Below are 21955 nucleotides of genomic sequence, written 5' to 3'. Positions count from 1 at the left end.
GGCCTTCTTACGAGGTCTGGCCGTCGGCGGGCGGCAGCAGCATGGTCTGCGCCAATCCCCGCATCGCGGCGAACAGGGCTTCGGCGCCGGCAGCGGCGTCGAAATCGGGATCGACGGCGCGCCGGCAGAAGAAGCCGTCCGCCATCATGAACAACGCCAGCAGGAAACGCGCTTGATCGAGATTGCTCGGCAATTCGCCGCTCGCCTTGGCAGCCTCGACGGCGGCGCCGAGCCCCTGCTCGACCGTTTCGTCGAAGCCGGCACAGATCTTCGCCATCTCGGGGGTGCGCGAGGCTTCCGCCCAGATTTGCAGCGCGATGATCGCCTTCTCGCGCGGCTTGCGCACCATGTGCTGACGGCCGAGCTCATCGAGCTGGTCGAGCAACCGGCCCTTGCTTGGATCGAGCCCGGCGAAATCGGCCGCGATCTCCATGCGGTCGCGTTCGCTCATACCGGCGATGATCGCGTCCTTCGAGGAGAAATAGCGGTAGAGATTGCCCGGGCTCATCCCGGCCTCTGCGGCGATGTCATTCATCGTCGCCGCATGGAAGCCGGCGCGCGCGAAGACGCGTTCGGCCGCATCGAGGATGCGGACATGGCGTTCCGAAAGGCCGCGCTCGGCCGGGAATGAGTCGACAACCTGCGACATGCTTCTTCTGAGTGATGAGAATGAACGTTCATTCTCATGCCCAAACCTAGCTCGAAAGTCAACCGGCATCGTCACTGGAGGTTGCATTGCCAGAAGACTATTGACGGAAGATTGCACGAAGCATGCACGGCGCTGGCCTCCGTCATGCCTGCCATGGCGCATAATTTGCTTGCCGCGAGGGTCGGCAAACCGCATTTTAAGGCGATCCGGCGCGGAGAATCCGGTCTCGGGAGCGCAATCGAACGTCGCGATGAACGATCAGTCCTATCGCTTCGAAGCCCGTCGCCGGCTCCGCACCCGCCTCGACGCCCTGCCACCGCGCAAACCGGTGCTGATCGTGCTCCATCAGGAGCATTCGACGCCCGGCCGTGTCGGCCGCCTCATCGCCGAGCGTGGCCATGCCCTTGATATCCGCAGGCCCCGTTTCGGCGATCCGCTGCCGCAGACCATGCAGGGCCATGCCGGCGCGGTGATCTTCGGCGGGCCGATGAGCGCCAACGACCCCGATGATTTCGTCAAGGCGGAGATCGACTGGATCGGCGTCTGCCTGAAAGAGGACGCGCCCTTCCTCGGCCTTTGCCTCGGCGCACAGATGCTGGCCCGCCATCTCGGCGCGGCCGTCTACACCCATGCAGAGGGACGGGCCGAGATCGGCTACTACCCACTAAGCCTGACGGAAGCCGGCCATGCCGACGCTGCCACGACCAGCAGCATCTGGCCTGGAACGGTCTATCAATGGCATCGCGAGGGCTTCGACTGCCCGACCGGCGCTGAATGCCTGGCGACCGGCGGCGATTTCCCGGTCCAGGCGGTCCGCGTCGGCCGCAAGGCCTATGGCCTGCAGTTCCACCCCGAGGTGACGCTGGCGATGATGTGCCGCTGGTCGGTGCGCGCACATGAGCGCACGCTGATGCCGGGCGCACAATTGCGCCACCAGCACCTCGCCGGCTGGTACCAGTACGATCCGGCGGTGCGTGCCTGGCTCGACGGCTTCCTCGATCACTGGCTCGCCGAGCCCGCCCTCTCCCCGGACCTGTCCAAGTGAACCGCAGCGTCATTGTTATCGGCGCCGGCATGGTCGGCGTCTCCTGTGCGCTCGCCCTGCAGAAGCGCGGCCTCAAGGTGACGCTGATCGATCGCCGCGAACCCGGCCGCGAGACCTCCTACGGCAATGCCGGCGTGATCAGCCGCTCCTCGATCATGCCGCTCAACAATCCCGGCCTGTGGAAGAATCTGCCGAAATACCTCGGCAACCGGCACGCAGCTGTGCGCTATCGGCTCGGCCATCTCCTGGCCAATCCCGGCTGGATCCTCGGCTTCCTCGCCGAGGCCAAGCCGAACCGGCTTAGCCACCGCGTCGCCGCGCTGGAAAGCCTGGTCACGCCCTCCCTGCCCCTGCACAAGCGCCTGATGACCGAAGCCGGCATCGCCTGGCGCCTGCGCGATACCGGTTTCCTCGAGCTCTGGCGCAGCGAGGCCGGCCAGGCTGCCGCCGAAGCACGCCGGGCCTTCCTCGAGGATCATGGCGTGCGCGTCGAGGCGCTCGACCGCCAGGCGCTCTCGGCGCTGGAGCCGAGCCTCAACCCGATCTTCTCGGCCGCCCTGCATCACAAGGACAGCGCCTCGGTCGATTGGCCGGGCGCGGTGGTCGAGGCCTATGCGGCTCTGTTCGCCGCCCGCGGCGGCACTATCCTGCGCGACGAGGTAACCACGCTGTCGAAGCAGGGCGAAGGCTGGCGCGCGATCGGCAAGGGTGCACATCACGACGCCGATCTTGCGGTCGTCGCACTCGGTCCCTGGAGCGGCGATCTGCTGCGGCCGCTCGGGCTCAAAGTCCCGCTCAATGTCGAGCGCGGCTATCACCGCCACTACAAGCCGGCACAGGGGCGTTTCCTGAACCGCCCGATCTACGATGTCGAGGCCGCCTATATGCTGGCGCCGATGGAACTCGGCCTGCGCCTGACCAGCGGCGTCGAGCTCGCCCATCGCGACGCACCCGACAACCATGCCCAGATCGACCAGGTGCTGCCGCGAGCCCGCGAGGCCTTCCCGCTGACCGAACCGGCGGAGGAGACGACATGGCGCGGCTCGCGCCCGACCCTGCCGGATTCGCTGCCGATGATCGGAGAGGCGCCGCGCAATCCCGGCCTCTGGCTCGCCTTCGGCAACCAGCATATCGGCTTCTCGACCGGACCCGTGACGGGGGAGATCCTCGCCGCGCTGGTCTGCGGCGAGCAGGCTCCCGCCGACCCGGCGCCTTTCGCGCCGGGTCGTTACCTGTCCTAGGCGTCATACCGGCGCAGTCGGCCGCGCCGGATCGCTGGTGACACTCTTGGCCACGCTGTCACCGAGGCCGGACCAGTTGACCCTGGCCGTCGCCAGCATCAGCGTCGCCAGCGCGACGAAGGCGCCGATCGCCCCGGCGAGCAGGGCGAAATCCTCGGATTTCAGCAGTGCGTAGACCAGCCCGTAGCCGATGGCGAGGATCAGTCCCAGCACGGCGCCGCGCGCGAAACTGCGCAGGACGAGGCCGATATAGAGTGCGATCAGCGCCGTCGTCGCAGCTGCCGCTGTGAGATAGGCGGTCAGGAAGCCGAGATGCTCGGCCAGCGACAGCAAGAGCACATAGAACAGCACCAGCGCGAAGCCGACGAGCGTGTACTGGACGGCGTGGAGGTTGCCACGCGCCACCAGTTCCAGCCCGAACACAGCGAGAAAGACCGCCCCGACGAACAGGATCGCGTATTTGATGGCGCGATCGACCAGCTGGTAGAGATCGACCGGCTGGTAGAAGCGGGCACCGACGCCGCCGGAGAGAAAGGTCGCATCGGTGCGCCGGTTGTCATGGTTGAAGGCGAGCGGAAGGTTGCGCGCCAGATGCGAGACGCGCCAGGAGGCCGAGAAGCCGTTCGCATCGATCACCCGATCATCCGGCAGATGCGCGCCGGAGAAGCTCGGATGCTCCCAGTTCGAGCTCATCCGGATCGCGCTGTTCTTGGCCAGCGGCACGATCGACAGGCTGCGCGAGCCGTTGAGATCGAGCGCCACCTGGACCGAGAGTGGCCTGGTCAGGTCGACATCGCGCAAGATGGCATGGATGCCGTTGCCCTCGCGGATGCCGGCGCCAAATGTCGGCTCGAACTCGATCGCCGCGCCGTCGCGGATCTGAGCTGTGGCGCGGTTCTTCAGGCCGCGGACATCGGCGACGCCGACGGCGAGCACCGCTTCGTTCCAGAGCGGCTGTACCGTATCCGAGGTGATCGCCTTGAAGTCCGGCGGCAGGAAGCGTGCGTTCAACGCAACCTTGCTGCGATAGACCGGCACGTCGAAGATCGAGCGCCGCCGAATCTCGGTCTGCGCCTCCGAGCTCGCCTGGAGATCATCCGGCAGGAAGACCGCCACCTCGCGCGTCGGCGCGGCATTGGCGATCTTGGGCGGCACCAGATAGGGCACCATCAGCACCGGCCCGCCGACGACCTGCTCGCGGCCCCAGGCCTCGCCGATCTCGCGCGACGCCTGACTGGCGGTTGCCGAGCGCTCGCTGCGCAGCCCGGAGACGAACATCAACGGGATCAGCAGCAGCAGTGCCAGAAAGCCGATGACGAAGAATTTCAGGCCGGGACTGCGCCCGAACCGCCTTGGGTTGATGCCGGCGGGAAAGGCCGGAGGTTCAGGCTTGCTCTCGTTCTGGTGCTCTTGCTCTTGCGACATGATTCGCCCTCATGCAGTGACTTAGCGTCACCAGGAGAGCGCGGCGTCTTGTCGCGGGCATGATCGATTGAGGGCCGAAAACGGCGGAATCGGCGGCGGAATTAGGGTGAAGCTTCAAGCCTCACCGAGGTTCGTGCGTCATTCTCGGGCGAAGCGTAGCGCAGACCCGAGAATCTCATGACGAGAAGGCGCTATGGAGTCTCCTCCGGCCTGAGATGCTCGGGTCAAGCCCGAGCATGACGCGCTAGCATTCCAGCGCGCTGGCGGAGCCGCCTCAGACCTGGCGGGTCACCATCATCTTCTTCACTTCCGCAATCGCCTTGGCCGGGTTGAGGCCCTTCGGGCAGGCGTTGGCGCAGTTCATGATGGTGTGGCAGCGATAGAGCCGGAACGGGTCTTCAAGATCATCAAGGCGCTCGCCGGTGGCTTCGTCGCGGCTGTCGATCAGCCAGCGATAGGCCTGCAGCAGCGCGGCCGGACCGAGATAGCGGTCACCGTTCCACCAATAGCTCGGGCACGAGGTCGAGCAGCAGGCGCACAGGATGCACTCATAGAGCCCGTCGAGCTTCTCGCGGTCGTCCTTGGCCTGCTTCCATTCCTTTTCGGGCGCTGGCGTCGTCGTCTTGAGCCAGGGCTCGATCGAGGCATGCTGGGCGTAGAAGCGGGTCAGGTCCGGAACCAGGTCCTTGACCACCGGCATATGCGGCAGCGGGTAGATCGCGACCCTGCCCTTGGCGCCGCACTCGTCGATGCCGGTGGTGCAGGCGAGCCCGTTCTTGCCATCCATGTTCATGGCGCAGGAGCCGCAAATGCCCTCGCGGCAGGAGCGCCGGAAGGTCAGCGTCGGGTCGACCTTGTTCTTGATCCAGATCAGCGCGTCGAGCACCATCGGCCCGCAATCCTCGCGGTCGACATAATAGGTGTCGGTGCGCGGATTAGCGGTGTCGTCAGGATTCCAGCGATAGATCTTGAACTCTGTGACCTTCTTGGCAGCGGCCGGCTTCGGCCAGGCCTTGCCTTCGGTCAGGCGGGAGTTCTGCGGGAGAGTGAATTCGGCCATCTGTCAGATCGTCCTCAGTACACCCGCGCCTTAGGCTTGATGTATTCGATGTCGTTCGAGAGCGTGTAGGTGTGCACCGGACGGTCATCGAGCGTGACCGTGCGCTTCTCGTCATCGATCCAGGCGAGCGTGTGCTTCATCCAGTCCTTGTCGTCGCGGTCCGGATAATCCTCGCGGGCATGGGCGCCGCGGCTCTCCGGGCGCTGCAGCGCCGAATCCATGGTGACGACCGCCTGGGTGATCAGGTTCTCGAACTCCAGCGTCTCGATCAGGTCCGAGTTCCAGATCAGCGAGCGATCCGTCGTGCCGATGTCGGTGATGCCACCCCAAACCTCGTGGATGAGCTTGTGGCCCTCCTCCAGCGTCTCGCCGGTGCGGTAGACGGCGCAGTTGGCTTGCATGATCCGCTGCATCTTGTCGCGCAGCACCGCCGTCGGCGTGCCGCCCTTGGCGTTGCGGTACTTGTCGAGGCGGGTGAGCGAGAGATCGGCCGAGTTCGCCGGCAGCTCCGGCTGCTTCTCGCCGGCCCTGACGGTCTCGGCGCAGCGCAGGCCCGCTGCCCGGCCGAAGACGACGAGGTCGATCAGCGAGTTCGAGCCGAGGCGGTTGGCGCCGTGGACCGAGACGCAGGCCGCTTCGCCGATCGCCATCAGGCCCGGCACGACCCGGTCGGGATCACCGTCGACCTTGGTCAGCACCTCGCCGTGGAAGTTCGTCGGGATGCCGCCCATGTTGTAGTGCACAGTCGGGATCACCGGGATCGGCTCGCGGGTGACGTCGACGCCGGCGAAGATCTTGGCGCTTTCCGAGATGCCGGGCAGGCGCTCGTGCAGGATCTTCGGGTCGAGATGGTCGAGATGCAGGTAGATGTGGTCCTTGTCCTTGCCGACGCCGCGGCCGGCCCGGATCTCCATCGTCATCGAGCGTGAGACGACGTCGCGCGAGGCAAGGTCCTTGGCCGAAGGGGCATAGCGCTCCATGAAGCGCTCGCCCTCGGAATTGGTGAGGTAGCCGCCCTCGCCGCGCGCGCCCTCGGTGATCAGGCAGCCCGAGCCGTAGATGCCGGTCGGGTGGAACTGCACGAACTCCATGTCCTGCATCGGCAGGCCGGCGCGCAGCACCATGCCGCCGCCGTCGCCGGTGCAGGTATGGGCCGAGGTCGCCGAGAAATAGGCGCGGCCATAGCCGCCGGTCGCCAGGATCGTCTGCTGCGAGCGGAAGCGGTGCAGCGTGCCGTCGTCGAGCTTGAGCGCGAGCACGCCGCGGCAATGGCCGTCCTCGTCCATGATCAGGTCGATGGCGAAGTATTCGATGAAGAACTCGGTATTGTAGCGCAGCGCCTGGCCATAGAGCGTGTGCAGCATGGCGTGGCCGGTGCGGTCGGCAGCGGCGCAGGTGCGCTGCGCCGGCGGACCGTTGCCGAAATCGGTGGTCATGCCGCCGAAGGGGCGCTGGTAGATCTTGCCGCTCTCGGTGCGCGAGAACGGCACGCCCCAATGCTCGAGCTCGTAGACGGCGGCCGGCGCATTGCGGACGAGGTATTCGATCGCATCCTGGTCGCCGAGCCAGTCCGACCCCTTCACGGTGTCGTACATGTGCCATTGCCAGGTGTCCTTGCCCATGTTGCCGAGCGAGGCGGCGACGCCGCCCTGGGCCGCGACGGTGTGCGAGCGGGTCGGGAACACCTTGGAGATGCAGGCGGTGCGCAGGCCGGCCTGCGAGCAGCCGACCGTGGCGCGCAAGCCCGCGCCGCCGGCGCCGACGACGACGACGTCGAAGGTGTGGTCGGTGATGGCGTAGGCCTGGCCGGTATAGGCCGGGGTGGCGCGGGCGCGGGTGATCGCCATGATCAGCCTCCGAACGAGATCTTCAGGAGCGCGAAGGCGCAGGCAGCGCCGACCGCGATCGCAAAGAAGGTGTTGGCCATCACGGCGAGAATTTTGATGCCCTCGTGATGGATATAGTCCTCGATGATGACCTGCATGCCGAGGCGCATATGGACCGCGCCGGACACGACGAAGAGCAGCATCAGGATGGCGACGATCGGGTTCGACAGCGTCGCGATGGCGGCGCCATAGGGCTTGCCGATCAGCGAGATGACGACACAGAGGAAAGCGAGCGTCAGGATGACGTTGGCGACGCCCGTGATGCGCTGCAGCCAGAAATGGCCTGTGCCGGACTTCGCCGAGCCGAGACCGCGGACGCGGCCGAGTGGGGTGCGCATCGAGGAGTTGGAGAGCATCTTCGTGTTCCTCAGCGCGTCAGGACGACGAGCCAGACCAGCACAGTGAGCACGCCGGAGGCGACGAGGTTGTACTTGGCCAGGTTCATACGGGTCTGCGGGTCGAAGCCGTAGCCGAGATCCCAGACGAAATGGCGGAGCCCGCCGACCATATGATGCAGCAGCACGAAGGTGTAACCGAACAGAACGAGGCGGCCGAGGATCGAGCCCGCGATCCACTGCGCAGTTTCGTAGGCGGCTGGGCCGGACGCGGCCGCGATCAGCCAGAGCGCGATCAGCAGGGTGCCGCCATAGAGCGCCACGCCGGTGGCGCGGTGGGCGATCGACGCCGCCATGGTCCAGGACCAGCGGTAGATCTGCAGATGCGGGGAAAGCGGGCGCGCCGCCGGTCTGGACTCGGCCAAGTCTTGAACTCCCGACCCTTCAAGCTCACGAAGCGAAGATCGCTTGGTATCGTTCTAGAGTGAATGGCTGTCTAACGAAACCACTCTCGTGCTGCAATGCGGCAAGCGAATGGTCGGTTACAGAAAACCAAATCTGTAACTTTACCTGATCCCCCACCAGCCCGGAGGCCTGCCGGCGAAAAGCATCTAAAGCCGGACAAGCGCAGCTCGCCACCTTCCTCAGGACCGTATCGCACAGGGCGAGGACCATCCATGAAACTGGGTATGAGCCTTTCACAGTTCGAGGCCGAACTGAACACCGACTGCTGCGACCCTTACAACAATGCCGAGCTGACCTTGACGCTGAAGCTCGGCTTCCGACAGATCAACCCGGCCGCGGGCGCGGCCGAAGGCACCTATCACGACTATAACCGTGCCACCGCGCCGACCCGCAAGATCGTCAAATGGACCACGGGCAGCTGGAATCTCTGGAAGCAGAATTTCGTGGCTTCGGCGACCCGGTTCTGGAACGGCAAGTTCTGGCTTTCAAACAACTTTCCCGTCTATGAGCTCGATAAGAACGGCACGAAATACCGTCCCAACATCTGGTGCCTGCTGAAGATCGAGGATCGCGGCATCACGCTCGGCGGCCACCATCACGTCATCGACGTGGTCCGGCTGCACAAGAGCGAGACCTGGTTCGGCTCGCATGCCAAGCTCTATGACAGCCTCGACACCAATTCGGTGCATAAGGGTACCGACAGCAAGGGCAAGGCGATCATGCAGCGCGCTCATGTCCACGAGGTCGGCCACCTGCTCGGGCTGGGCCATGTCGACATCGGCAAGGCGCATTGCCCGCCAGGTGGCGATACCAACGCCTCGAACTGCTACGGCGTCGCCGATGTCGACAAGTATTCCGTCATGGGCCAGGGCATGCAGCTGCGCCTGAGCCACGCCATGCCCTGGCGCAAGGCGATGGTCGCACTCTCCGGCAAGGGCAACGCGCTGACGGCGACCGACTGGGAGGCCAAGACGCAGCGCATCTATCCGCGCATCCCGGCCGAGGTCGCCAGCAACGCCATGCTCACGCACCGGCCCTTGCGCAAGTAAGCTTACTCAACCCGGCTGGACCGCCATGCCACGAACCATCTCACGAAACCTTTCGATGCTCATTCTCGTTCTGAGCGGAATGGCCGGCCTGCTCGGCCCCGCCCACGCCACAGGAAAGCGCTGCCAGATGAACGCGATCGAACGCTCCAAATGCATCATCGAGGCGATTCTCGCCGATATCAGCCGCACCTATAAGCAGGTCGGCGGCGGCGGGATCAGCGCGATCAAGCAGAACTCGACGACCTCCTTCACCGTCTCGATCTCGCAGGAGGAGCGCATCGACCTGCTGACTTACGAAGCGACAGTCGACGGCAAGGGCAAGGTCAGCGTCAAGAAGACAGGCGAAGGCACTCAGTAAGGTTCCCCTCGGGGTCAGCGCGGCAGCAGGGCCCAGTAGTCGAAGTCGAGGATCACGCCGTCGGCGTATTGGTCAGCGTGCTTCAGCGGGTATTCGTTGCAGGGCAGGTTCTTGGTCGCGACGAGGCGCAGGCGCAGCGCCCCGACATCCTCGCGCCCCGGCAGCTCGGCCGCCTCGAGCACCTCGCTCCAAGCAAAGACGGTATCACCGGCGAACAGCGGCGAGATATGGCGGCCGGCATTGATCGCGGCGATGTGGAAGGCGTTGCCGAGACCATTGAAGGAGAGCGCCCGTGCCAGGCTGATGACGTGGCCACCATAGATCAGGCGCTTGCCGAAACGGGTCTCACGGGCGCCATAGGCGTCGAAATGCACCTTGGCGGTGTTCTGGTAGAGCCGGGTGGCGATCTGGTGCTCGGCCTCTTCAACGGTCATGCCGTCGACATGGTCGATGCGCTCGCCCGCCTGATAGTCGCCCCAGCGGAAGGGCGAACCGGCGAGCGCGTCGTCATAGGCCGCCAGATGCAGCGGCGGGCAGCCCTCCCCCAGGGCTTCCGGCGCGACGCTCTTCGGCAGCTCCGGCACTTGCTCGAACGCCGCCGGTGTGCCGGGTTGGCGCTTGCGCACCAGCACCCAGCGGGCATAGCTCAGCACGATCTCGGCGTTCTGGTTGCGGCCGATCGAGCGGACATAGACGATGCCGGCATCGCCGCCCGAGGTCTGCTTGAGGCCGATCACCTCGGAAGTGGTCGAGAGCGTGTCGCCGGGGAAGACCGGCTTGAGGAAGCGGCCATCGGCATAGCCGAGATTGGCGACCGCATTGAGCGAGATATCCGGCACCGTCTTGCCGAAGACGATGTGGAAGACGAGCAAATCGTCGACCGGCGCGGCGGGATAGCCGATCGCCTTGGCGAAGGCATCGGAGGACTGCACCACGAAGCGCGGCCCGTAGAGTGCGGTGTAGAGCGAGACGTCGCCGGCGGTCACCGTGCGCGGCGTCGCGTGCGGAATCGTCTCGCCCAGCCGGAAATCCTCGAAGAAGCGGCCAGGATTGGTCTTGCTGGGCGTGTCGGACATCGGCTTGGCCTCATGGCGGGGCATCATTGTGCGCTGCGGCGAGGGCTGGCGTAAAGCTCGCCCGATGTCGAAGGGTCAGCGGAAGTCGCGCGGCCGAAGGCCCGCATGGAACCAGGTGATCATCGAATAGATGTCGTAAACCGGCAGGCCTGTCGCCGCCTGCACCGCAGCCGCATAGGGCGGCATATTGGTGCATTCGAGCACGATGGCGCCGACCTCGGGATGTTCCGCGACCAGCCGCAGCGCCGCCTCGACCACGTCCTGCTCGGCGAGATCGATGTCCATCTCTTCCTTCTCGGCCTTGATCAGCACGCGGAAGAATTCGCGCCCGTTCTCGGTGCCGGTCACCGGCGTGTCGGCGGGAACGCCGACCGCCGTGAGATGCTGCGGCGTCAGCGTCGCGGCCGAGACGGTAACGAGGCCGACGCGCTTGCCCGGCGGCAAGGTCGCCTGCACCCAGGGCACCTGCATCAACGATGAGGTCGCGACCGGGACGCTTATGGCAGCCGCCAATTCACGCTGAAACAATGAGAGGAAGCCGCAATTGGTGGTGATCGCCTCGGCGCCGAGGCGAACCAGCTCCTGCGCCGCCGCGATGAAGTCGGGCAGCAGCCCGGCCGCCCCCTTCAGCACCACCCTCTCGGGGCTTGCGCCCGAGACGACCTTGTAGAGCACCGGGAAGGGCCAGGTCGCGGCATTGCCCATGTCGCCGAGAATGCGCGGGAAGCGCGCCTCCAGCATCAGCACGCCGAGCGGCGCGCCATAGACCGCCTTGCCGCCCTTGGCGATGCCGCGCTTGCTCATGCGGTGATCTCGGCGAGCTTGTTGAGGTCGATATTCGCCCCGCAGACGAGCACGCCGAGCCGCTCGCCCGGTTTCGGCTTGTAGGCGCCGCTGATCAGCGCGCCGAGCGCCGCAGCACCACCGGGCTCGACCGCCAGGCGGAAATCGCGCCAGAGGACGGCTTGAGCCTCGGTGATCGCCGCGTCCGGGACGAGGGCGACATGATCGACCGCACCTTCACAGACATCGTAGACGAGCTGCCCGACATTGCGGGCGCCGAGTGAATCCGCCGCAACCGAGGCGACGGTCACCGTCACCGGCCCCTTGGCCTCCAAGGCGGCCTGCAGCGCCCGCGAGCCTTCCGGCTCGACGCCGACGACCTTGACGCTCGTGCCGGCAAACCAGGCGGCGATGCCGGAGATCAGCCCACCACCACCGACCGCGACGAGCACGGTGTCGAGGTCAGGCTCCTGGCTTTGCCACTCGCGGCCGAGCGTGCCCTGGCCGGCAACCGTCTCCTTGGCAGAGAAGGGGTGGATCTTCAGCGCGCCGGTCTCGGCCACGAATTTGTCGCAGGCCGCCTGCGCGTCGTCGTACTGCGCGCCGCCGATCCGAACTTCGGCGCCGAAGCGGCGGATCGCCTCGACCTTCGCCGCCGGCGAGATCTCGGGCACGAAGATCGTCGCCTTCACACCCCGCTTGCCGGCGGCATAGGCGACGGCGGCGCCATGGTTGCCGCCCGAAGCCGCGGCCACGCCGGCAGCGGGAACGTCGAGCGAGAGCAGGTTGTTGAAGGCGCCGCGCGTCTTGAACGAGCCGGCATGCTGCAGGCATTCGAGCTTGAGCGAGACGTCGGCGCGCGAGCCGAAGGCGCCGGTGCCGAGGCGCATCACCGGGGTGGTGCGGGCATGGCCGGCAATGCGATCAGCCGCGGCCTCGATCATCGGGCGCGGCACGGGCTTCTCTGTCATGGCGGGATCCTGGACGAGGGAGCGATCCGTGACATAGGTCCAGATCGCGATAGGTAGACCGTGGCTATCGCGTCCCGGTGGATCGGGAAAGGGCTTCCCGCGCCCGGCGGCAATGTGCCGGGCGACGACCAGCGCCGCGAGGGCATCGAGGGCATCGTCGGCAGCAGCGCCGCGCGGCGGTTTCGCCTGGACGATTCCCTCCGGCAGTCCCGCCGCCAGCAGCAGGACGCGGCGCTCGGCCATTCCCGCCGGGTTGACCACGCCCTTGATCTTCTTGGGATGCACGAGCGGCGCGCCGCGCATGGTCCGGAAGGCCAGCTCCGGATGCGTTTCGAAGATGCGCTCGCGCCATTCCGGTTCGGCCCGCAGCAACGCATCGATCTCGCGGATGCGCGGGAAGAGGTGAAAGCCCTGCTTCGAGACCTTGCGCGGCGGCTCGGAGGTTGCCAACGCCAGGCGGCAGACCTCGCCATAGTCTTCCGCCTGGACCGCGCCCCGCGAAGGTATCGAGAACACCGATGATTGCCGCTCGCCGAGCAGCGCTCGCACTGCCTGCTCCGGCCCGCGCCCCGAACCGGTGATCCGGTCGGGCAGGCCGATCGGCATGTCGACCGCAACCAGTGCCGGTATGGGAGAGCCGGCGAGCAAATCATTCCAGCGCGCGAAAGCGCGAAAGAACGGCGCTTCCTGCCCCGACATGTCGAGGAAGGCCGCGATCCAACCTGCCTTGCAGCCGTCGACACCCGCAATCCAGCCCTTCACCGGCCTGTCATCCATCTTTTGCAGAACTGACATTGCATTGCGGCGCAATCTACTGTGCACTGCAGCGAACCCGGCGACCCTCAATCCGGAGAAACACTATGACCGACATCCGCCCGCGCCGCAGCGTCCTCTATATGCCAGGCTCCAATGCCCGCGCGCTGGAGAAGGCCCGCGAGATCGCCGCCGACGCGCTGATCCTCGACCTGGAGGACGCGGTCGCCCCGGACGCCAAGGAACTGGCGCGGAGCCAAGTCTGCGCTGCGGTGAAGGCCGGCGGCTATGGCCGGCGCGAGCTCGTCATCCGTACCAACGGCATCGACACGCCCTGGTTCGACGCTGACCTCGCCGCCGCGACCGAAGCGGCGCCCGACGCGATCCTGATCCCGAAGGTCTCTTCGCCCGAGACGCTGGTCGAGATCGGCCACCGCCTGACCGGGCTCTGGGCCAAGCCGGAAACGCAGATCTGGGCGATGGTCGAGACGCCGCTCGCCATCCTCAACTGCGAAAAGATCGCGCGCGCCGCTCGCGATCCCGCGACCCGCCTCGCCTGCTTCGTGCTCGGCACCAACGACCTCGCCAAGGAGACGCGGGCCCGCTTCGTGCCCGGGCGCGCGCCAATGCTGCCCTGGCTAACCACGGCGATCCTCGCCGCTCGCGCCCATGGCGTCGACGTCATCGACGGCGTTTACAACGACCTCAAGGACGAGGCCGGCTTCCGCGCCGAATGCGAGCAGGGGCGCGATCTTGGCTTCGACGGCAAGACCTTGATCCATCCGAACCAGGTCGTGCTGGCGAACACCGTCTTCGCGCCGGAAGAGAACGAGCTCGCCCGTGCCCGGGCCATCATCTCGGCCTTCTCCGAGCCCGAGAACGCGGACAAGGGTGCGATTCAGCTCGATGGCCGCATGGTCGAGCGCCTGCATGCCGAAATGGCCAAGCGGGTCGTCGCGCTGGCCGATGCGATCGCGGCCTGACCGACCCGACAGAGCGCAGATACAAAAAAGGGCCGGGAGGAAGCTCCCGGCCCTTTCCAATTCTTCCGATGCGACAGGCGGCTCAGGCGGCCTTGCGCTGCTCGAACACGCCCTTGAACTCGCGCAGCTGCACGAGCTGATCGTGCAGGCGCTTCTTCTCGGCCTCGTCATGCGAACCGGCATGGCGGGTCTCGGCAGTCAGAATTTCCTGATCGAGCACGGCGTTGTCGACGTCCTCGATGAAGCGGGCCTGTTCGGCCAGGATGGTGACGCTCGTCGCGTTGACCTCGGCGAGGCCGCCCGAGACGAAGAATTCCTTGCCGTTGCTGGCGCCGGTCTGGACCAGGACGATGCCCGGCTTCAGCACGGCGACGACCGGGGCATGGCCGGCGAGCACGGTCATCTCGCCCTCGACCGACGGCACGATGACGCTAACGGCATCGCCCGAGAACAGGATGCGCTCCGGCGAGACGAGTTCGAACTTGAAGGTGGCCATCTTGCTATCTCTCCGCCGTCATTCCGGCCGACACAAAGCGTCGCGCCGGAATCCATCCTAGAATGCAACGCCCTTCGATGGATCCCGGATCAGCGCCGCTACGCGGCTTGTCCGGGATGACGGGCGTGTATGTTGGACCTTACGCCGCTTCGGCAGCCAGGCGCTGGGCCTTCTCGACCGCTTCGTCGATCGAACCGACCATGTAGAACGCGGCTTCCGGCAGGTGGTCATACTTGCCCTCGACCAGGCCCTTGAAGCCCTTGATCGTGTCTTCGAGCGCGACGAGCTTGCCCGGCGACCCCGTGAAGACTTCGGCGACGAAGAAGGGCTGCGACAGGAAGCGCTCGATCTTGCGGGCGCGGGCGACCGAGATCTTGTCCTCTTCCGAGAGCTCGTCCATGCCCAGGATCGCGATGATGTCCTGCAGCGCCTTGTAGCGCTGGAGGATCTGCTGGACCTGGCGGGCGATGTTGTAGTGCTCGTCACCGACGATGGCGGCCGAGAGCATGCGCGAGGTCGAGTCGAGCGGGTCGACCGCCGGGTAGATGCCCTTTTCCGCGATCGAGCGCGAAAGCACCGTCGTGGCGTCAAGGTGGGCGAAGGAGGTCGCGGGCGCCGGGTCGGTCAGGTCGTCCGCCGGCACATAGATCGCCTGCACCGAGGTGATCGAGCCCTTGTTGGTGGTGGTGATGCGCTCCTGCAGGTTGCCCATGTCAGTCGCGAGCGTCGGCTGATAGCCCACCGCCGAAGGAATGCGGCCGAGCAGCGCCGACACTTCCGAGCCGGCCTGCGTGAAGCGGAAGATGTTGTCGACGAAGAACAGCACGTCCTGGCCGCGGTCGCGGAAATCTTCCGCGACAGTCAGGCCGGAGAGAGCGACGCGCATGCGGGCGCCCGGGGGCTCGTTCATCTGGCCGTAGACGAGGGCGCACTTGGAGCCTTCGCCGCCGCCCTTCTTGTTCACGCCTGACTCGATCATCTCGTGATAGAGGTCGTTGCCCTCGCGGGTGCGCTCGCCGACACCGGCGAACACCGAGTAGCCGCCATGGGCCTTCGCGACGTTGTTGATCAGCTCCATGATCAGCACGGTCTTGCCGACGCCGGCGCCGCCGAACAGGCCGATCTTGCCGCCCTTGGCGTAGGGCGCCAGGAGGTCGACGACTTTGATGCCGGTGACCAGGATCTGCGCTTCCGTCGCCTGCTCGGCATAGGAGGGCGCCGGCTGGTGGATGCCGCGGGTATTAGTGGTCAGGATCGGGCCGGCCTCGTCGACCGGCTCGCCGATGACGTTCATGATGCGCCCGAGGCATTCATCGCCGACCGGAACCGCGATCGGCGCGCCGGTGTCGGTCACCGACTGGCCGCGGACCAGGCCTTCACTGGCGTCCATCGCGATGCAGCGCACGGTGTTCTCACCGAGATGCTGGGCGACCTCAAGCACCAGGCGGTTGCCGAGATTCTGCGTCTCCAGCGCGTTCAGGATCTCCGGCAGCGCGCCGTCGAACTGCACGTCGACGACGGCACCGATGACCTGCGTGACGCGGCCGGTGCCGGTGTTGGCGGGCTTGTCGGCGGTCTTGGTCTTGGTAGCGGCTTTGGCCATGGTTCGAACCTCGGATTCGCGTTCAGCGTGTCGGGCGGCCGGCACGCCGGCCCAAAGTTAGGCGGTTAGAGCATGATGCCGAAAAGTGGGAACCGGTTTTCGGCCGACATCATGCGCTCTTTCAAAAACTACAGCGCTTCCGCGCCGGAGATGATCTCGATCAGTTCCTTGGTGATCATCGCCTGGCGCGAGCGGTTGTAGAGCTGCGTCTGCTTCTTGATCATCTCGCCGGCGTTGCGCGTGGCGGAGTCCATCGCCGACATGCGCGCGCCCTGCTCGGAGGCGGCGTTCTCCAGGATCGCCCGCAGCACCTGCACCGTGAGGTTGCGCGGCAGCAGGGTCTCGAGGATCTCGCTCTCTTCCGGCTCGTAGTCGTAGACCGCGTCGGTCGTCTTGGCGCCGGCCGGGATCTCGGCCGGAATGATCTGCTGCGCGGTCGGGATCTGCGAGATCACCGACTTGAACTTCGAGAAGAACAGCGTCGCTACATCGAACTCGCTGGCAGCGAAGCGCGTCAGGATGTTCTGGGCGATCGCCTCGGCATTGGCGAAGCCGAGCTGCTTGAAGGCGCGTAGGTCGACGACTTCGATGATGTCGGCGGCGAACTGCCGGCGCAGGATGTCGAAGCCCTTCTTGCCGACGCAGATGATCTTGACCGTCTTGCCCTCAGCCTTCAGCGCGTTCGCCTTGTCACGGGCGAGACGGGCGATCGATGAGTTGAAGGCGCCGCACAGGCCGCGCTCGGCCGTGCAGACCACGAGCAGCTGGACCTTGTCCGAGCCCGTGCCGGCGATCAGGCGCGGCGCGCTGCCATTGGCGAGGCCGCCGGCGAGGTTGGCCAGCACCGCCTCCATGCGCTCGGCATAGGGACGCGCGGCCTCGGCGGCCGACTGCGCGCGGCGCAGCTTTGCCGCCGCGACCATCTGCATGGCCTTGGTGATCTTCTGCGTCGCCTTCACCGAGGCGATGCGGTTTCTAAGGTCCTTCAGGGAGGGCATTCGATCTCTATCCCCTACCCGTCATTGCGAGAAGCGCAGCGACGAAGCAATCCAGACGACTGGCGGAGCGAGGCTGGATTGCTTCGCTCCGCTCGCAATGATCAGGCGAACGACTTGGCGTAGCCCTCGACGATGCTCTTCAGCTTCGCCGCGTTCGCGTCCGAAAGATCCTTCGACGAGCCGATCTCGTTCAGCAGGTCGGCATGCTTGCCGCGCACCAGCGAGAGCAGGCCGTCCTCGAAGGCACGGACCTTGTTGACCGGCAGCGGGTCGAGATAGCCGTTGACGCCGGCGTAGATCACGACCGTCTGCTCTTCCATCTTCAGCGGCGAGAACTGGCCCTGCTTCAGGAGCTCGGTCAGGCGGGCGCCGCGGTTGAGCAGGCGCTGCGTGACGGCATCGAGGTCGGAGCCGAACTGGGCGAAGGCCGCCATCTCGCGATACTGGGCGAGCTCGCCCTTGATCTTGCCCGCGACTTTCTTGGTCGCCTTGGTCTGGGCGGCCGAGCCCACGCGCGACACCGAAAGGCCGACGTTCACCGCCGGGCGGATGCCCTGGTAGAACAGGTCGGTCTCCAGGAAGATCTGGCCGTCGGTGATCGAGATCACGTTGGTCGGGATGTAGGCCGAGACGTCGTTGGCCTGGGTCTCGATGACCGGCAGCGCCGTCAGCGAGCCGTTGCCGGCGGCGTCGCCCATCTTGGCGGCGCGCTCGAGCAGGCGGGAGTGGAGATAGAACACGTCGCCCGGATAGGCTTCGCGGCCCGGCGGGCGGCGCAGCAGCAGCGACATCTGGCGGTAAGCGACGGCCTGCTTCGAGAGGTCGTCATAGATGATCACGGCGTGCATGCCGTTGTCGCGGAAATACTCGCCCATGGCGCAACCGGCGAAGGGCGCCAGGAACTGCATCGGGGCGGCATCCGAGGCGGTGGCCGCGACGATGATCGAATACTCGAGCGCGCCACGCTCTTCGAGCACCTTCACGAACTGGGCGACTGTCGAACGCTTCTGGCCGATCGCGACGTAGACGCAATAGAGCTTCTGGCTCTCGTCCGTGCCTTCGTTGATCGCCTTCTGGTTCAGGATTGTGTCGAGCGCCACGGCGGTCTTGCCGGTCTGGCGGTCGCCGATGATCAGCTCGCGCTGGCCGCGGCCGATCGGGATCAGGGCGTCGATCGCCTTGAGGCCGGTCGCCATCGGCTCGTGCACCGACTTGCGCGGGATGATGCCGGGCGCCTTCACGTCGACGCGCGAACGGGTCTTGGTCTTGATCGGGCCCTTGCCGTCGATCGGGTTGCCGAGCGCGTCGACGACGCGGCCGAGCATCTCCTTGCCGACCGGCACGTCGACGATGGCGCCGGTGCGCTTGACCGTCTGGCCTTCCTTGATCTCGCGGTCGGAGCCGAAGATCACGACGCCGACATTGTCGCTCTCGAGGTTGAGGGCCATGCCGCGCACACCCGACTCGAACTCGACCATCTCACCGGCCTGGACCTTGTCGAGGCCGTAGACGCGGGCGATGCCGTCGCCGACGGAGAGAACCTGACCGACCTCGGTAACCGAGGCTTCCGAGCCGAAGTTCGAGATCTGCGACTTCAGGATAGCGGAGATTTCAGCGGCGCGGATGTCCATCAGCCGACCTCTTTCATGGCAAGACGAATAGAATTGAGCTTGGTTTTCAGGGACGCATCGACCATCCGCGAGCCCATCTTGACGATGAGGCCGCCGATGATGGCCGGGTCGACCTTCACGGAAACGTCGACATCCTTGCCGGCGACATCCTTGAGGGTCGCGGCGATGTCCTTGAGCTGGGTGGCCGAGGGCTGCTCGGCGAGCGTGACCTCGGCGCTGACCACACCCTTGGCCTCGGCGACCTTGGCGCGGAAGGCGCGGATCATGCCCGGCAGCGCGAACAGGCGGCGCTTGCTGGCGACGAAGCCGATGAAGTTGGCGGCGCTGCCGGAGATGCCGGCCTTGGCGGTGAGCGCGGCGACGGCCGAAACCTGGTCCTGGGTGGAGAAGGCGGGGCTTCCGATCAGGCGCTTGAGATCGTCGCTCTCGGCGATCATCGCGCTGAAGGTGTCGAGATCCTTGGCGACAGCGTCGACGCTCCTGGCCTCGCTGGCCAGTTCGAACAGAGCCGTCGCATAGCGCTCGGCCACGCCCGAGACAGGGGATTGTTCCTGCGATCCGCCCTCGGCCACGCTCTCGCTCTCTCTTCCAGGGGACTGCTCCGGCGACCTTCTGACGAAGGTGGAGTGCATATCCCCGACATTGCGGTGATCAAGCGCACGACGAACCTGTTCCAGGGCTTTCGGCGCTTGGATTGCGGCGGTGCGATAGCATGGGGTTTCGGGGGGCGCAACCGACGAAGTACCCGCCTCTCATGCTTTGGATGCGGTCGAAAGAAGCAGCCGGCGCAGGTTACGACGGCCTGCACGGCTGCGCAGTACGAATCCGGCTAAAGGAAGCTCTGCGGATCGACGTCGACCGCGACCCTGACCGAACCTTTCGGTTTTGGCGCGCGCTTGATCCAGGCGCGCAGGTAATCCTGGAGGTTGATCTCGCGTGACGTCCGGACGATCAGGCGCATGCGGTGGCGCCCACGCAGGATCGCGAGCGGCGCCTCGGCCGGCCCGAGCACGGCGACTCCAACCGGCGCCTCGGCGCAGCGCGCCAGCGCCCGCGCATGCGTCTCGGCCTCCCCTTGCGAATTGGCCGAGACGATCAGACCCGCGAGCCGGCCGAAAGGAGGCAGGCCGGCGGCCTCCCGCGACGCCGTCTCGGCGGCATAGAAGCGTTCGGGGTCGCCCGAGATCAGTGCTTTCAGCACCGGATGGCCCGGATCGTGCGTCTGCAGCAGCGCCCGCCCCGGCTTCTCGCCGCGCCCGGCCCGGCCGGTGACCTGCCTCAAGACCTGGAAGGTTCGCTCGGCGGCACGCGGATCGCCCGAGGTCAGGCCGAGATCGGCGTCGATCACACCGACCAGCGTCATTCCCGGGAAATTATGGCCCTTGGCGACGAGCTGCGTGCCGATGACGATGTCGAACTCGCCCTCCGCGACCGCCATCAGTTCCTGCTTCAGACGCTCGGTGCCACCCGGAAAATCGCTCGACAGCACGATCGAGCGCGCCTGCGGGAACAGCGTCGCGACCTCCTCGGCAAGGCGCTCGACGCCCGGCCCGCAGGCGACGAGGCTTTCGGGCTGATGGCAGGCCGGGCACTCATGCGGCCTTCGCTCGACATGGCCGCAATGATGGCAGACCAGCGCCCGCCGGAAGCGATGATCGACCAGCCAGGCCGAACAGTTCTTGCATTGGAAGCGGTGGCCGCAATCGCGGCAGAGCGTCAGCGGCGCATAGCCGCGCCGGTTGAGGAAGAGCAGCGACTGCTCCTTCGCCTCCAGATTGGCCTCGACCGCCTTGACCAGGCCTGAAGAGAGCCAGCGCCCGCGCTCCGGTTTGTCCTTGCGCAGGTCGACCAGGCCGAGTGTCGGCAGCTCGCGCCCGCCATAGCGCTCCGGCAGCTTGAGATGGACGTAGCGGCCGCGTTCGGCATTGACGCGGGTTTCCAGCGAAGGCGTCGCCGAAGCCAGCACCACCGGCGCGTTCTCGATCTTGCCGCGCACCACCGCCATGTCGCGGGCATGATAGGCGACGCCGTCCTCCTGCTTGTAGGCGGCCTCGTGCTCCTCATCGACAATGATCAGGCCGAGATCGCGATAGGGCAGGAACAGCGCCGAGCGCGCACCGGCGACCACCAGCGCCTCGCCCTTGGCGATCGCCGCCTGCAGGCGCTCGCGCCTTCGCCCGCTCACGCCTGAGTGCCACAGGCCCGGACGGACGCCGAAGCGCGCCTCGAAACGGTCGATGAACTGCGCGGTCAGCGCGATCTCCGGCATCAGGATCACGCTCTGCCGCCCGAGCCGGATCGCCTCGGCCACCGCCTCGAAATAGACCTCCGTTTTTCCAGAGCCGGTAACGCCCTCCAGCAGCGCGACCTGCCAGGCCTGCTTGCGCACGAGCTCCGCCAGCGCATCGCCGACCGCCTGCTGATCCTCGGAGAGCTGCGGTTTGGCATGATCGGGGTCGGGCCGCGCCGCGATCGCCTCCTGCGGCAGTGCCTCGACACTGAAGGTGCCGGCGTCGACGAGCGAATCGATCACCGCCGTGCTGACGGATGCCATCTCGGCCAGCGCCGACTTGCCGATCAGCAGTCCGCCCTCGGCAGCGGCGATGGTGCGCGCCCGGCCCGGCGTCATCCGCGCCGGTGGAGCCCCAATGAGCCTGACACCGAGCTTCGGCCGCTCCGGCGTGTCGTCCGGTGGGCGCCGCAGGGCGAGCGCCAGCACCGAGCCCTTGGCGGCGAGTGTGTACCAGGCAACCCAGTCGACCAGCTTGCGCAAGGCCGGATCGAGCGGCGGCATGTCGAGCTTGCCGGTGACCTTCTTCAGGTTGCCGCCACGGCCGGAGCCAGCCTCCCAGACGACGCCGACCGTCTCACGCGGCCCGAGCGGCACCTGCACGACATCGCCTGGCGCGAGCGTGAGCCCGGGCGGCACGGCGTAGCTATAGGCCTGGTCGAGGCCGAGCGGGATCAGCACCTCGACCGTGCCGCCGCCCTGCCCCTCGTCGAGCGCATCGTCCATGCGCCCGTCTCTAGCACTGATTCGGCATCATGGCCGGCAGTAGAAACCCGCCGGCTTTGCCCCCGCTCCACCTCTCCCCCGTTCCGGATGCAAGGCAAGAAACCCCTCCCCCTGGTGGGGAGGGGCAGGGGT

20 protein-coding genes are annotated in these 21955 nt (G+C 66.5%); 5 read left to right on the top strand and 15 right to left on the bottom strand.

What is annotated here, in order from left to right:
- Nucleotides 1-7 precede the first annotated feature (7 nt).
- A complete protein-coding gene (locus B6S44_RS12940) occupies nucleotides 8-649 on the bottom strand; it encodes a TetR/AcrR family transcriptional regulator (protein ID WP_164985813.1) in 642 nt (213 codons plus the stop codon).
- A 250-nt stretch (nucleotides 650-899) separates the two neighbouring features.
- On the opposite strand from B6S44_RS12940, the gene B6S44_RS12935 reads away from it, so the two are divergent.
- Entirely contained in the window at nucleotides 900-1694 is a 795-nt protein-coding gene (locus tag B6S44_RS12935) for a glutamine amidotransferase (RefSeq protein WP_129157306.1), read from the top strand.
- Entirely contained in the window at nucleotides 1691-2935 is a 1245-nt protein-coding gene (locus B6S44_RS12930) for an NAD(P)/FAD-dependent oxidoreductase (protein WP_129157305.1), read from the top strand. Before B6S44_RS12935 ends, B6S44_RS12930 begins: the two co-directional genes overlap by 4 nt.
- A gap of 3 nt (nucleotides 2936-2938) precedes the next feature.
- On the opposite strand, the gene creD is transcribed toward B6S44_RS12930, so the two are convergent.
- The 5 genes from creD to sdhC form a co-directional block, all read right to left on the bottom strand.
- Nucleotides 2939-4360 (bottom strand): cell envelope integrity protein CreD, encoded by a 1422-nt coding sequence (creD, locus tag B6S44_RS12925; protein ID WP_129157304.1) that lies wholly within the window; start codon nucleotides 4358-4360, stop codon nucleotides 2939-2941.
- A gap of 274 nt (nucleotides 4361-4634) precedes the next feature.
- Nucleotides 4635-5420: a succinate dehydrogenase iron-sulfur subunit gene (locus tag B6S44_RS12920; RefSeq protein WP_129157303.1), complete on the bottom strand. Its 786-nt coding sequence runs from the start codon at nucleotides 5418-5420 to the stop codon at nucleotides 4635-4637.
- Nucleotides 5421-5434: 14 nt separating this feature from the next.
- Nucleotides 5435-7267 carry a succinate dehydrogenase flavoprotein subunit gene (gene sdhA, locus B6S44_RS12915; RefSeq protein WP_129157302.1) on the bottom strand — a complete coding sequence of 611 codons (1833 nt, stop codon included), beginning with the start codon at nucleotides 7265-7267 and terminating at the stop codon, nucleotides 5435-5437.
- A gap of 2 nt (nucleotides 7268-7269) precedes the next feature.
- The gene (gene sdhD, locus B6S44_RS12910; protein WP_248309578.1) at nucleotides 7270-7662 is read right to left on the bottom strand and encodes a succinate dehydrogenase, hydrophobic membrane anchor protein; all 393 of its coding nucleotides are present in this window, start codon (nucleotides 7660-7662) and stop codon (nucleotides 7270-7272) included.
- Between the two features lie 11 nt (nucleotides 7663-7673).
- Nucleotides 7674-8066: a succinate dehydrogenase, cytochrome b556 subunit gene (sdhC, locus tag B6S44_RS12905; protein WP_126114902.1), complete on the bottom strand. Its 393-nt coding sequence runs from the start codon at nucleotides 8064-8066 to the stop codon at nucleotides 7674-7676.
- Between the two features lie 264 nt (nucleotides 8067-8330).
- Between sdhC and B6S44_RS12900 the strand changes: the two genes are divergently transcribed.
- The gene (locus B6S44_RS12900) at nucleotides 8331-9155 is read left to right on the top strand and encodes a zinc metalloprotease (protein WP_206735148.1); all 825 of its coding nucleotides are present in this window, start codon (nucleotides 8331-8333) and stop codon (nucleotides 9153-9155) included.
- A gap of 55 nt (nucleotides 9156-9210) precedes the next feature.
- Complete coding sequence (locus B6S44_RS12895) at nucleotides 9211-9513, top strand: hypothetical protein (RefSeq protein WP_126114900.1); 303 nt, start codon at nucleotides 9211-9213, stop codon at nucleotides 9511-9513.
- 14 nt (nucleotides 9514-9527) lie between these two features.
- On the opposite strand, the gene B6S44_RS12890 is transcribed toward B6S44_RS12895, so the two are convergent.
- The 3 genes from B6S44_RS12890 to B6S44_RS30130 form a co-directional block, all read right to left on the bottom strand.
- A complete protein-coding gene (locus tag B6S44_RS12890; RefSeq protein ID WP_129157300.1) occupies nucleotides 9528-10589 on the bottom strand; it encodes a MaoC family dehydratase in 1062 nt (353 codons plus the stop codon).
- A 75-nt stretch (nucleotides 10590-10664) separates the two neighbouring features.
- A complete protein-coding gene (locus tag B6S44_RS12885) occupies nucleotides 10665-11393 on the bottom strand; it encodes an aspartate/glutamate racemase family protein (protein ID WP_129157299.1) in 729 nt (242 codons plus the stop codon).
- Nucleotides 11390-13105, bottom strand: a complete 1716-nt coding sequence (locus B6S44_RS30130; RefSeq protein ID WP_349236369.1) for a serine/threonine dehydratase — start codon at nucleotides 13103-13105, stop codon at nucleotides 11390-11392. Before B6S44_RS30130 ends, B6S44_RS12885 begins: the two co-directional genes overlap by 4 nt.
- A gap of 98 nt (nucleotides 13106-13203) precedes the next feature.
- On the opposite strand from B6S44_RS30130, the gene B6S44_RS12875 reads away from it, so the two are divergent.
- Nucleotides 13204-14079, top strand: a complete 876-nt coding sequence (locus B6S44_RS12875) for an HpcH/HpaI aldolase/citrate lyase family protein (RefSeq protein ID WP_129157297.1) — start codon at nucleotides 13204-13206, stop codon at nucleotides 14077-14079.
- Between the two features lie 82 nt (nucleotides 14080-14161).
- Here the strand turns inward: B6S44_RS12875 and B6S44_RS12870 are convergent, their stop codons facing one another.
- From B6S44_RS12870 to B6S44_RS12845, 6 genes are all read right to left on the bottom strand, one after another.
- Nucleotides 14162-14575, bottom strand: coding sequence for a F0F1 ATP synthase subunit epsilon (locus B6S44_RS12870; protein WP_129157296.1), 414 nt, complete (start codon nucleotides 14573-14575; stop codon nucleotides 14162-14164).
- A 139-nt stretch (nucleotides 14576-14714) separates the two neighbouring features.
- Nucleotides 14715-16178, bottom strand: a complete 1464-nt coding sequence (gene atpD / locus B6S44_RS12865) for a F0F1 ATP synthase subunit beta (protein ID WP_129157295.1) — start codon at nucleotides 16176-16178, stop codon at nucleotides 14715-14717.
- 128 nt (nucleotides 16179-16306) lie between these two features.
- A complete protein-coding gene (locus tag B6S44_RS12860; RefSeq protein WP_129157294.1) occupies nucleotides 16307-17176 on the bottom strand; it encodes a F0F1 ATP synthase subunit gamma in 870 nt (289 codons plus the stop codon).
- Nucleotides 17177-17277: 101 nt separating this feature from the next.
- On the bottom strand, nucleotides 17278-18807 hold the full coding sequence (gene atpA / locus B6S44_RS12855) for a F0F1 ATP synthase subunit alpha (RefSeq protein ID WP_129157293.1): 1530 nt from the start codon (nucleotides 18805-18807) through the stop codon (nucleotides 17278-17280).
- Nucleotides 18807-19379 (bottom strand): F0F1 ATP synthase subunit delta, encoded by a 573-nt coding sequence (locus B6S44_RS12850; protein ID WP_129157292.1) that lies wholly within the window; start codon nucleotides 19377-19379, stop codon nucleotides 18807-18809. The genes atpA and B6S44_RS12850 overlap by 1 nt, the downstream gene beginning before the upstream one ends.
- 257 nt (nucleotides 19380-19636) lie before the next feature.
- Nucleotides 19637-21823 (bottom strand): primosomal protein N', encoded by a 2187-nt coding sequence (locus tag B6S44_RS12845; RefSeq protein WP_129157291.1) that lies wholly within the window; start codon nucleotides 21821-21823, stop codon nucleotides 19637-19639.
- Nucleotides 21824-21955: the final 132 nt, after the last annotated feature.

The organism is Allobosea sp. Tri-44, assembly GCF_004123845.1.
Taxonomy (GTDB): Bacteria; Pseudomonadota; Alphaproteobacteria; order Rhizobiales; family Beijerinckiaceae; genus Allobosea.
This window is presented reverse-complemented; position numbering and strand designations above follow the sequence as displayed.